The 13,441-nt window shown below is 39.7% G+C and carries 5 protein-coding genes; all 5 read left to right on the top strand.

Annotation, left to right across the window (positions count from 1 at the left end):
- Window positions 1-311 precede the first annotated feature (311 nt).
- The gene (locus P162_RS02375) at window positions 312-3,383 is read left to right on the top strand and encodes a SusC/RagA family TonB-linked outer membrane protein (protein WP_051907744.1); all 3,072 of its coding nucleotides are present in this window, start codon (window positions 312-314) and stop codon (window positions 3,381-3,383) included.
- 10 nt (window positions 3,384-3,393) lie between these two features.
- Window positions 3,394-5,346 (top strand): RagB/SusD family nutrient uptake outer membrane protein, encoded by a 1,953-nt coding sequence (locus P162_RS02370; protein ID WP_031425591.1) that lies wholly within the window; start codon window positions 3,394-3,396, stop codon window positions 5,344-5,346.
- Window positions 5,347-5,611: 265 nt separating this feature from the next.
- A complete protein-coding gene (locus tag P162_RS02365; protein WP_081868360.1) occupies window positions 5,612-7,987 on the top strand; it encodes a sugar-binding protein in 2,376 nt (791 codons plus the stop codon).
- A gap of 616 nt (window positions 7,988-8,603) precedes the next feature.
- Entirely contained in the window at window positions 8,604-11,765 is a 3,162-nt protein-coding gene (locus P162_RS02360; RefSeq protein WP_031425589.1) for a SusC/RagA family TonB-linked outer membrane protein, read from the top strand.
- A 10-nt stretch (window positions 11,766-11,775) separates the two neighbouring features.
- Window positions 11,776-13,407 (top strand): RagB/SusD family nutrient uptake outer membrane protein, encoded by a 1,632-nt coding sequence (locus tag P162_RS02355; protein WP_031425588.1) that lies wholly within the window; start codon window positions 11,776-11,778, stop codon window positions 13,405-13,407.
- Window positions 13,408-13,441: the final 34 nt, after the last annotated feature.

Below are 13,441 nucleotides of genomic sequence, written 5' to 3'. Positions count from 1 at the left end.
TTTTTTTACAACCAAAAATATCTTAAAAAACTGTAATTCAAATTTTTGAAATATTTTCTCATTCAATTTTCAGTAAAGTAAGGTGTTTTTTGAAAATTTTTAGAATTGAATTTTTCAGTCCAATCTCATAAATAATGAGTTTGATTACCGAAGTTTTAGAATTGCGAAGTGCAGAACTGGTAATTCTTAAATTACATCTTTTTGTGCGCAAACGATTGCGTTTTTTAATATTTCTTGTATATTTAGCTCCACTAGTAATTAGTGTTTATAACATTAATAAAACCAACTCTATTCAGCTTAATTAAAAAACAATGGAAGAAAGAAAAAAACTATTTTTTTTAAGTTTCAAACAATTGCTATTTGCAAGTTGTTTGTTACTCACAACCGGGGTGTTTTACGCGCAGGAGGTCACCGTTTCCGGTAATGTTACTGATGGTAGCACACCCCTTTTAGGTGTAAACGTTATTGTGGACGGTACTTCAAATGGTACCGTAACAGATTTTGATGGTAATTATACCCTTAACAATGTATCAAGTACTGCGGTGCTTAATTTTAGTTATGTTGGCTTTGAGACCAGTAAGGTTCCCGTAGATGGAAGGAATCAGATCGACGTTGTTCTTAATGCCGATTCACAAGCATTGAGCGAAGTCGTGGTCATAGGTTATGGTACGCAAAGAAAAGAGGCCGTGACGGGTTCTGTAGCTTCTATAGGCGGTGCGGCTTTGCGGGAAGTTCCCACAGTAAATGTCTCAGAAGCGCTAACTGGGCGTTTACCTGGTGTACAGCTTTCGCAAACGTCTTCGCAACCGGGCGCAACGCAACAGATCCGTATTCGGGGAGTGCGTTCTTTGACTGCTAGCAATGATCCTTTACTTGTTCTTAACGGTGTTCCCTTCGCAGGTTCTTTGAATGATATCAATCCTAATGATATTAAGAGCCTGGATATATTAAAAGATGCTTCGGCTACGGCTATCTACGGTTCGCGCGGTGCGAATGGGGTAGTGCTAATAACCACAAACACTGGCCAGACCTCTGGCGAAGCACAGTTTAGTTACGACTCCTTTTCTGGTCTTAAAACCGTTTTCGGAAAATACCCTATGATGAGCGGTCCTAAATTTGTCGCATTGCGCGAAGCAGCCGGACAGTTTAGCAATGGTCCAGATGAGTTTGACAATATAAATACAGACTGGCAGGACCTATATTATCAAAGTAGTTTGATAACCAGTCAGAATATCGCCGTTTCTGGAGGTACAACAAGTGGAAGTTACAATGTAAGTTTGGGTTATACTAGGGATGAAGCTGTGATTCCAGATCAAAACTTTCAGCGTTATTCGCTTAATGCGACCTTTGATGATCAACTAGGTGAATATATTCGCTTTGGTCTTTCTACGGTTACCAATTATTCGGTTAGAAAAGGTGGAAATCTTGGTGTTTTCGGAAATTTGGTTTCTTCTCCCATTGCAGATCCTTATAATGAGGACGGTAGCCTGAAAAGAATCATACGTATGCCCTTACAGGATCAATGGGTATATACCCATGAAAGCATAGAGGGACTTGGGGATTCATGGATAGATGAAAGTAGGGAATTCGGTTCTTACAACAACTTTTTTGGTGAAGTGAAAATTCCGGGAGTTGAAGGGTTGAGCTATAGGATCAATCTTGGTTTGAATTATAGAAATACAAACGGTGGTAATTATACCGGTCAGGGAGTTTTTAGTGCTACACCAGATAATCCTTCAACAGCGTCAATAAATAATTCCACCACAACGCGTTATCTCGTTGAGAACATCATGACGTATGATAAAACCTTCAATGATAAGCATAAACTAAATATTGTAGGACTTTATTCCGCTGAACAGACCAGCTTCAATAGTTCTAACATAGCAGCGCGCGACATACCTGCAGATCAGTTTCAATTTTACAATTTAGGGCAGGCTACCGGTGAAATTATTGTGGATCCCAACAATCAGGGGTATTATAAAAGCGGACTTATGTCCTTTATGGGCCGTGCACAATATGAATACGACAGCCGCTATTTTCTTACGGCTACCTTTAGGTTTGATGGCTCTTCACGTTTGGCACAGGGATACAAATGGAACACTTATCCAGCAATTTCCGCGGGCTGGGGGATAGGTAATGAAAAATTTATGCAAGATGTTTCCTGGGTAAATTCCTTAAAGATTCGAGCAGGTTATGGGGAAACCTCTAACCAGTCTGTTGATCCTTATTCTACCTTGGGATTATTAAGTACAAGGCCTTATAACTTTGGTCCAGACGATTATGCGGTAGGATATTATGTGAATCAACTTCCGAATGCAGAGTTGGGCTGGGAATATTCAACTACCTATAACTTTGGTGTTGATTTTTCACTTTTCAATTACAGGCTTACCGGTACTGCCGAATATTACATCACGAACACCAATGATATTTTACTTGGTGTAGGTTTACCACCTACGGCAGGAGTTGATGGCTATACTGCCAATATTGGTGAAACACAAAATAAAGGTTTTGAAGTTTCCCTTAATGGTACCATCATAGATAATCCAGAGGGTGTTAGTTGGGATCTGGGCGTAAATCTTTATTCTAACCAGAATGAACTTGTTGCATTAGCATCTGGTCAGGAACGTGATGAGGGAAATAGCTGGTTTGTGGGAAGTCCCATTAATGTAATATTTGATTATGAGCGAATAGGGCTGTGGCAAGAGGGTGATCCCTATCTGGATATTTTAGAACCAGGTGGTAACGTTGGTATGATAAAGGTACGTTACACTGGTGAGTACAATGATGATGGCACTCCTGTAAGACAGATAGGTCCTGATGATAGACAAGTTCGTAATACCATGCCTGATTTTCAAGGTGGTTTTAATACCCGTCTGTCTTATAAGAATTTTGATTTCAATGTGGTGGGTACCTTTCAAGATGGCGGTACGTTAATAAGTACGTTATACGGCTCCTCTGGCTACCTCAATCTTTTGAGTGGCCGTCAGGGCAATGTGGATGTTGATTACTGGACTCCGGAAAATACTGGTGCCAAATACCCAAAACCAGGAGGGGTAGTCAGTAGTGATAATCCTAAATATGGTTCAACATTGGGCTACTTTGATGGTTCCTATTTAAAAGTACGTACCATAACCCTGGGGTATAACTTTGATCAAGATCTGCTGGAAAATATAGGCGTTGATAATCTAAGGATCTACGGTACGGTTCAGAACGCCTTCGTTTTGTTTTCCCCCTATCACGATGAATCAGGTATGGATCCCGTAACAAATTCTTATGGGGATGAAAATGCAGCTGCATCTAATTATCAAAGAAGATTACTTACCATAGGTACAAATACCCCAGCGACCAGAAATTATTTACTAGGGGTAAACCTTAAATTTTAAAAATAAAATCATGAACTATAAAAAGACAAAATTAGTTACGATATCTACGGTAATGTTGGGTCTGTTTACACTCTCCTGTTCCAGCGATATTCTTGAAGAAACTCCGCGTGCGACATACGAACCTGGCTTTTTTAGAACAGAAACAGGTGTTATTGGGGGTATAACCTCTATGTATGGGCACTTGAGAAACATTTACGGTCAGGCCTATTTTTATAATACCACAGAGACCGGTACAGATGAGGTCACTTATGGTCAAAGCGCAGATCAGAACTTTCTTGTTATGGATGTTTCCGGTCAGGGAAATATCACGCCACAGGATAGTAGGGCTGATGTATTGTGGACGGCGGCTTATTCTAATATCAACACCGCAAATGGTGTAATCGAAAATGCTGCGGAAGTGGGAATTTCACCCATGTTGACCGCAGAGGCCAATTTTTTCAGGGCATTTGATTACTTCTTATTAGTACAGACTTTTGGCGGTGTGCCGCTAGACCTTGGTGCTGGAGAACTTATGTTCAATACAAATCCCACACGTACATCTGTGAGAAATACAGTTCCCGAAGTGTACACGCGTGTGATCTTTCCAGATTTGCTGACCGCTATTGAAAATCTCCCCACCCAGCCTCGTGTTACCGGTGGGGCAACTCAAACCCTTGCGAGACTTTATCTTGCAAAAGCCTACTTAACTTATGCATGGTGGTTGGATAACCCGAATAACATCCCTACCTATCCTGAAACGAACAGGATAGATCCTGATGGTAACGATGCACGATTCTATTTTCAGCAAGCATATGATTTATCTATTGAGGGTATCGAAAATCCAGGCCCGTTTGCTCTTCAGGAATCCTTTTTTGCCATAAATAATGCTGCAAATGACCGAAATAGCGAAATTCTGTTTTATGCTGATCATACCGAAACCAGTGAATTTTATAATGGCGGAAGCCTAACCTACAGCAGCGGCGGTGCACCAGATAATTTTGCTGGCTGGATGATGACGTGGAATTATACAAACCTTAGAAGTTCTACCGCACCCGTAGGTGGCGACATCATAGGATCAGTACAGCGGGAAGATTCACAATTTCTTGGTAGACCGTGGACGAGGATGGCTCCTACCATTGGTGCGATTACCGAAACCTTTGCAAACAAAGATCAGGATTCGCGATATGATGGTACATTCACTACGGCATATCGTGGTAACTGGCCAAAAGCGCAAGTGGACCAGACCGTTCTTTATAATGCCAATAATTTACCGGTAGCACCTGGAGATGCAATTCTTACTTTTCTAGACGAGCAGCCCGGCGAAAACATTGTGTATCCAGATGATCAGGGAAATAGCAACGTAGGCGCTGGCGTTCTACCAGGAAGGGCTGATTATGTTATAGGGCCAGAAGATATAAGCAGAATTGTTTATCCAGGCCTTTGGAAGTTGGGCCCATACAGAACCAATACAGGTGACGATCTGGGACAACCCAATGCAGCAAGTACAAGACCTTTTAACATAGCCAAGTTTTCTGAATTTTATTTGATTGCGGCAGAAGCAGTTGTTAAAGGTGCTAGCCCTGAGGGAGGTTATACCGCAAGGGAATTAGTAAATGTTTTGCGCGCGAGAGCTGGTGTATGGACATTTGATAATAAAGAAAATGAAGAACGGAACGATGATTTTAGTGAACAACTTACATCAGAAACCCCAAGCGCTATAGATATCAATTATATTTTGGCGGAGCGTTCAAGAGAATATTATGGAGAAGGTTATCGCTGGTATGATTTGATCCGTACTCAAAAATGGGAGGAAATAGCAGGTAGTTATGAAATTGCAGGTAGTCAGTTTGGAGATCATGAAGCTCAGACGATTACACGTTCCATCGAGCCTTATTTATATCTGAGGCCTATACCGCAGATTCAAATGGACCGACTTGATATGAGTCCGGCAGAACTAACTAATTATCAAAACCCGGGATATTAAGACAGTTTATTTGTATTCATAACCTAAAAGCAGAGCCATCCAATAGTTGATATTGAGATGGCTTTTTTGATTTACGATAAATGGCTGAAAATATAGAAATTCCTATTCAACTGAGTATAAAATTTAAAGTGTCATTATGGTAAAATAAAATCACAAAAAAAACACGCAATCGATTTCGTAATTGGTTTTAATATGCTAACTTTAAACGTAATATACAAAGCTTTTAAATAATTAAAACCATCTAATAACTAACCACAAAAATGAAATGAAAACTACATCTAAACTTACCGTTTTATCTGTGCTTTTAGTATTATTGATTGCTTTCGAGAGCTATGGTCAACTTCCGTTGGTCTATAACTCTGAAAATACGGGATCCAATTGTAACATGCCGCCGTTGCCAGATCCTGGCGATCTTCAGAATATCCCGAAATTGCCCGATCCTTTTGCATGGTCAAACGGAATTGGCCGCTCTACCCAGTTTAGCGATTGGGAGTGCAGGCGCAATGAAATTAAGGCCGAAATCCAGGAATACGAAATTGGATTAAAACCCATAGCGCCAGCGGATATCACTGCTTCATACGCAGATGGCGTGCTTACTGTTAATGTTATGAAAGATGGAGAAACACTAACCCTCACGTCTCAGGTAACCATGCCCGAAGGTGACGGCCCTTTTCCCGTTGTAATAGGGATGAACAGTGCCACAGGGAGCCTTCCTGACTCTCTTTTTGAAGGTGTGATAAAGATTCCTTTTATGCATAATCAGGTGGTGAGCTATTCTCAGGGTTCCAGGAATCCCGATGATCCTTATTTTAAACTGTACCCAGAATTTCACCCTGATGAAGACACCTATCTCATGGGCAATTACAGCGCCTGGTCATGGGGCGTAAGCCGTTTAATAGATGGTATAGCAATGGTTCAGGATCAGTTGCGGGCAGATGTCTCGCATATTGCCGTTACAGGCTGCTCTTATGCTGGTAAAATGGCGCTTTTTGCCGGCGCTTTTGATGAGCGTATTGCCCTCACTATTGCGCAGGAATCTGGCGGTGGTGGCGCTCCGGCATGGCGTGTTTCTGAAACCATAGGCAATGTGGAAAAAATTGACAATACCAATTATTCCTGGTTTTTACCCAATATGGGCGCTAAATTTGACGGTCGGGTTGGCATTTTGCCCCATGATCATCACGAACTTATGGCTATGGTCGCTCCACGTGCTTTGCTTATTACGGGCAACACCAGCTATGAATGGCTGGCCAATCCTTCCGCTTATGTTTCTGCCCGGGCTACCGAAGAGGTCTACAAAGCTTTGGGTATTGAAGACCGTTTTGGGTTTTATATAGATGGCGATCACAACCATTGCGCAATCCCAGAAAGTGAGCAGCCGTCCATTCGTGCTTTCGTAGATAAATTTCTTTTTGACGATACTTCCGCAGAGACCGAAATTCGTGTAAATCCTTACGGGGATACGGTAGATTATAGGAGCTGGATATCTGGTTGGACCGATACAGATCCCAACACGCCTAATATCATGATCAACAGTCCTGAAGATAATGCCACTTTTGAGGCACCCGCAACGGTCACTATCACCGCTACGGTTTCAGACGAAAATGATGATGTACAAAAGGTTGAATTTTTTAACGGTGCAGAACTTTTGGGTGAAGATGCAGATGCGCCTTATGCCTTTACCTGGGAAAACCTTGAAGGGGGAACCTACCAACTTTCTGCAAAAGCCACAGATGCACAAGGATTATTGGGTTACTCAAACGTTATAAAAATAACGGTTACCACACCGCCAAGTTCGGTTTATAAAGTGACCACACCACCGGAAATTGATGGAATGATTGATGACCTCTGGGAAAATGCCAAGATCAATGTATTGGAGGCGGAAAATGTTTTACTGGGCGACTCCATTGAAGAGACTGACCTTAGCGGAATTGCAAAAGTAATCTGGGATGATACCTTTATGTATATCCTCGCCGAAGTCACTGATGATATCAAGCTCAATGATAGTCCAAACGCGATTTATCAGGATGATAATATAGAGATTTATTTAGATGGAAATAATGGCAAAACCAATACATATGAGCCCGGAAATGATGTGCAATACACATTCAGATGGGATGATGGCGATTTTGTGGGAACCAGTAACGGCATTTCAACCGAAGGTATAGCATACGTAATGCAGGGCACGGACACCGGATATATTTTTGAAGCTAAAATTCCGCTGGCAAACTTAGGGATTACTACCGAAGATGGGATGATGATAGGTTTTGATTTTATGATCAATGATGACGATGACGGCGGTGATCGGGATGCTAAACTTTCATGGCATGCAACCAATGATTCTGCATATCAGAATACTTCCGTTTTTGGGACGGTGGTGCTGGCAGGAGAAACACTTTCCATAGGTGATATCATTGAAAACCAAAATATAATGGTCTATCCTAATCCTTCTAAAAATGTGTTATTGATTAAAGGGGTAGAGCACCAGTTTAACTATGAAATAATCAATGCTGCAGGAAATAAAGTGCACTCTGGAAAAGCCAATAAGAGTATTAATATAGAGCATTTAGCTCAGGGCGTGTATTTTTTGAAAATCATAAATAAACAAAAAAGCGGCACTATGAAATTTATAAAAGGTTAAAGGTATATTTTCAATATACTATGAATGATCTAGTAATTTCAAAATCATTTACAATTAGGCGGTTTGTATTTAAATTTCAAAAATCTCTCATGATGTGTTACGCCACCACCCCACATCGTCTTTTTAAAGGATGATGTATTTTTTTTTGGATATTTTTAATTGCTGTGGCTGAGGGAATACAATTGTATTATTAGATATTGGGAAGTTTATTTTAAATTAAAAAAATTACAGAATTAGTATTGCTAAGAGTGATGTCTCAAGCCAGTATAGACTCAAAATCTCTGGTGTTCTAATTCTTGTGTAGCTTTTGAACTTTTTATAATTGTTTAGATTGATTTAAGAAACGGTGACCATAAAATCATTGATAGTTTTATTAGGGATATATTCTCTTAACATAAAAAACCTACTGAAGATAGACAACAGACCGGATTCCCATAAATCCTAACTTAAATTTAATTGTATGTATCAAATATAAATATGACTAAACGAACATTTTGTATTTTTTAACACAATCGATTGTGTAACTTATTTTTTATGTATATTTAATAACTCAATCGATGTAGGATATTTTTTATTTTATCAACGTTTAAAAACTTGTTACCCAATTACTATGAAAATGACAAAACATTTACCTAAAGGAAATTTAAAGATTCGGGGTTTTTGCCTCGCTATTTTTTTAAGTCTAATTAGTTTTACAGCCTTTGCGCAAGCTACAGTCAGCGGCACAGTTAACGACGATACAGGACCGCTACCCGGGGTTTCTGTTCTTGTTAAGGGGACATCAAACGGGGTTGTTACAAATTTTGATGGTATCTATAGTATTAATAATGTTCCTGCCGATGGGGTACTTGTTTTTAGCTATGTGGGTTTTAAAACCAAAGAGATTGAAGTAAACGGTCAAACTGAAATTAGCACTTCCCTAGAATCTGATATATCTGCATTAGATGAAGTTGTTGTTGTAGGCTACGGTACTATGAAACGAAGTGATGTCACTGGGGCTGTGGTATCTGTATCTAGTGAGGCTATAGAAGAGTCTATACCTACAACGATTGATCAGGTTTTGCAGGGACGTGCTGCAGGAGTTCAGATTCAACAAAATAGTGGTGCTCCAGGAGCGAGTTCGTCCATACGTATTCGAGGAATAAGCTCGATAACCGGATCTAACGAACCTATTTTTGTGATTGACGGGGTTATCGTAGATAGCAATACGGGACAGGCCGGTCAAAATGCTTTTGCATCAATAAACCCAGCGGATATAGCTTCAATAGATATATTAAAAGATGCTTCCGCTACAGCTATTTATGGTTCGCGGGCAGCAAATGGCGTTATCCTTATCACCACTAAAAGAGGTAAAAATGGGGAAGCCAGTATTACACTTGACAGTTATATAGGTTATCAGGAAATTCCCAATAACTTAGAACTACTCAATCTTCGAGAGTATGCCATTCATAAAAATACACGTGCAGATTTAGGTATTGTTCAGCAAGATCCAGAATTTATACGTCCTGATCTTTTAGGGGAAGGTACAGACTGGCAAGATGAAATGTTTACAAGAGCCATGATGCAGAGTCACAATTTATCTATTTCTGGCGGTAATGAGAAAAATACCTATTCAATGAGTTTGGGCTATTTAGATCAAGATGGTATTGCTTTGGGCTCTTCCTTTGAACGTTTTAATATGCGCGGTGTTTTTGATTCCCAGGTGAAGGATTTTTTAAAGGTGGGTATCACTTTCAACTTTAACAATATTAATCAGAACACTACTTTTTCTGACCAGTCATTAATATTAACAGCTATAAGGCAGACGCCAAATGTTGCTGTTCGTAATTCGGATGGTAGCTTTGACGGGCCTGCAACTGACGAGTTCACACAAAATAACCCGGTAGGACTTGCCACTTTAAGAGATAATCGTAGTGAAAGCGCTGGTATTCGAGCTAACACATTCGCGGAAATTGACTTTTTTGAAGGACTTAGTTTAAGATCTGAATACTCTATCGATTACGGTGTTTCTAATGGATATACGTTTAATCCGTCCTATACTTTTGGCGCCATAATAAATACCGTAAGGGAAGGAACCCGGACCAAAAGCTATAATAAATACCGTAATGTTAGGAATGTATTGACCTATGACCGCTCATTTGGTGATCACACGATCAATGCAATCTTAGGGCAGGAATTTCAGGAGTCTAATTTTGAAAATCTTTCCGGTTATCGTTCGGGATATTTAACAAACGGGGCAACAGATTTAAATGCAGGTGACGCCACTACCGCTAGGAACGGTAATGCTAGTTTTAAAAGTACGTTAAACTCTTATTTTGCAAGGGCTTTTTATTCATTCCAAGACAAATATTTATTAACGACTACCCTGCGTTATGACGGTTCTTCAAAATTTGCCAAAGAAAATCGTTGGGGATGGTTTCCTTCGGCCGCTTTAGCATGGAAAGTCTCTAATGAAGATTTTTTAAAAGATAATGAATATATAAATAATTTAAAGCTACGTGTAGGTTATGGTGCGGTGGGGAATCAAAGTGTGCCCAACTATGCATTTACCTCCATTTATGCGGCATCACCTACACCATTTGGTGCAGGATTATTAGCATCAAACACAGCAAATCCAGATTTGCAATGGGAAACCACCTATTCAAGTAATTTAGGTGTAGACCTTAACATGTTCAATAACCGTATTGAATTTATTGCAGATATATATTACAAGAAAACTAAAGATTTATTACTCCTTGCTCCTTATCCTGATTATTCGGGAACTACTGGAGTGGGTGCGACTTCCGCGCCTTACGTAAATATCGGCTCGCTTGAAAATAAAGGTATAGAATTAACATTAAATACCGTAAACATTGATAATAAAGACTTCTCTTGGAGATCAAACCTTGTGTTTACACTAAATAGGAATAAAGTACTTGGACTGGCCACAGAGACAGGCATCCTTAACAGGACGCTTCAACAAGGTTCAGATATTACAATCGTTACCAGAACAGCGGTTGGCAAACCCATAGGTCAGTTTTATGGCTATAAAGTGATAGGCCGTTTTGAGGATGCTACCGATTTTTATTATAGAAATGGTGAGGATCAGATTACGCCTACAGCCTTGCCGGAAGGATTGGCTATTGGTGAAAACGGCGTGTGGATAGGAGATTATATATTTGACGACATTAACAATGATGGGGTTATCAATGAGCAAGATCGTGATTACATTGGCAATCCGTTGCCAGATTTTAGCTATGGTATCGGCAATTCTTTTAGTTATAAAAACTTTGATCTTAATGTTCAGTTATCTGGTATATATGGTAACGAGGTAGTCAACTACCAAAGACGCTTTTTAGAAAATCCCAGAGAAAACACTAATTTGCTTCACACCGCATTAGGGTATGCACAATTAGGGTTGATAAACCCAGACGGTCCCAATGATTATAGGAATGTTGAGATTGTAAGTGGTGATAAGTATATGCCACGCATCGCGGCTTCTTCCGCAGCTTCTACCTCTAATTTTAGATATAGCGACCGCTTTCTGGAAGATGGCTCGTACTTGAGAATTCAGAATATTTCTTTTGGATATAATTTCCCACGTGATCTTATTGAACGCTTTGGTCTTCTTAACTTAAAGATCTATACTAACTTACAGAACGTATATACATTTACAAACTATTCTGGCTACGACCCAGAAATAGGATCCATTAATCAAGATGCTCTTTTAACGGGTATTGACAATGGTCGTTACCCTTCCCCCCGTATTTATACACTGGGTCTGAATGTCAAATTTTAAATAAAGTATTATGAATACAGAAAAAGTAATATATAGACTTCTTGCGATAATGCTATTTGCTGGGTTTTACAGCTGTAGTGACGAGCTAGATATAGAACCGCAGGATCAAATAGCGAAAGAAAACTTTTTTCAATCTGAAGAAGATTTTAGGGCTGCAACCGCACCTTTATACAATAGGGTTTGGTTCTCGTTTAACGATAAGTTTTATTTCGGATTGGGCGACGGTCGGTCTTATAATTTATATGCCCCTTTTTCCGATTATGTTTATCCGTTTAGCGATTTAACAGAAACAGGATTAACCGGCCCATTGGTAGAAGCATGGCGATCATTATACATCGTTATTCAGCAATCTAATAATACGATTGCCGCAATAAGTGAAAGTGCCGTTGATGAAGAATTGAAAGCACCATATATCGCTGAAGCACGTTTTATGAGGGGAACAGCCTATTGGTATTTGGCTTCCTTATGGGGTGATGCAATCATTACAACTAGCCAAGCAGAAATTATTAGCAATCCCATTATAAACAAAAGCCCCCGTGCAGATGTCTATGAATTTGCCATAAGGGATTTAGAATATGCAGCAAAATTTTTACCAGAGCAAGCTGGGCAGGCTGGGCGTGTTACAAAATATAGCGCTTATGGCATGTTATCACGTTTTTACCTTTCTTATGCGGGCCTAAGCGACAACCCCAATAGTGGTACCCGAAATCAAGAGCTTCTGGATTTGGCAAGAATGGCTGCTGCCAGAGTGATTGAGGAAGGGCCTTATACACTATTAGATGATTATGCTGACTTGTTTAAAGTTGAAAACAACAACAATACGGAATCTATGTTTGCACTACAATGGGTTCCCAATGGGGAATATGGTGTAAATAATCCCCATCAGGCTTTTTTCGCGCTGAATTCAGAAATTACAGGTGATGACGCAGCTTATGGGTTTTATACAAGAGCTTCTTATGATATTTTGCAAGAATATGAAAGTAATGATACCCGCCGTAAGGATACTTGGATGGCAGATGGTGATTTTTACCCTGAAATAAGTCAGGCAAATGGTGGTTATACCGTAGATCATGAAAACACCTATGTAAATGTGAAGAAAGGTGTTGTAGGGTCAAATAGTGATAATCCTGATATCACAAGGCAAAATTCAGGTTTAAATACCTATATGTTACGTTTAGGTGAGGTTTATTTAAATTATGCTGAAGCTGTTTTGGGAAACAACGCAAATACTACCGATGCGACTGCATTGATGTATGTGAATACCTTACGCTCTAGAGCGGGATTAGCAGAGAAAACAAGCCTAACTTTTGATGACATATTTCATGAAAGAAGGATTGAGCTTTGTATGGAGGGACAATTTTGGTATGATCTGGTACGCAGATCATATTATCAACAACAAGAAGTTGTTAATTATATAGACGCTCAGGAAAGAGGTACTATTACCCCATTTACCTATGATGAAGAAACTAATACGGTCGCTGTAGATGACACACAGGATCCTGCTGCTCGTGCGGTAGGCGTTGTTGATGAAAGTATTTTTATCCTCCCTTATCCTGAATCTGAAGTGGTACAGAACCCGTTGTTGAGGGAAGATCCCGTTCCTTATGAGTTTACTGAAGAGCGGATAACAGACTTGTTTTAAAATTGAAAAATCAATAAAGCACAATTAAAAAATA

It is taken from the genome of Flavimarina sp. Hel_I_48, assembly GCF_000733945.1.
In the GTDB taxonomy this organism is placed as follows: Bacteria; Bacteroidota; Bacteroidia; order Flavobacteriales; family Flavobacteriaceae; genus Leeuwenhoekiella.
The sequence above is the reverse complement of the archived record's forward strand: the minus strand, read 5'-3'. Positions and strand labels throughout refer to the sequence as shown.

Coding starts and splice junctions, on each gene's coding strand:
- P162_RS02355 (WP_031425588.1), top strand. CDS start 11,776: ATGAATACAGAAAAAGTAATATATAGACTTCTTGCGATAATGCTATTT.
- P162_RS02370 (WP_031425591.1), top strand. CDS start 3,394: ATGAACTATAAAAAGACAAAATTAGTTACGATATCTACGGTAATGTTG.
- P162_RS02360 (WP_031425589.1), top strand. CDS start 8,604: ATGACAAAACATTTACCTAAAGGAAATTTAAAGATTCGGGGTTTTTGC.
- P162_RS02375 (WP_051907744.1), top strand. CDS start 312: ATGGAAGAAAGAAAAAAACTATTTTTTTTAAGTTTCAAACAATTGCTA.
- P162_RS02365 (WP_081868360.1), top strand. CDS start 5,612: ATGAAAACTACATCTAAACTTACCGTTTTATCTGTGCTTTTAGTATTA.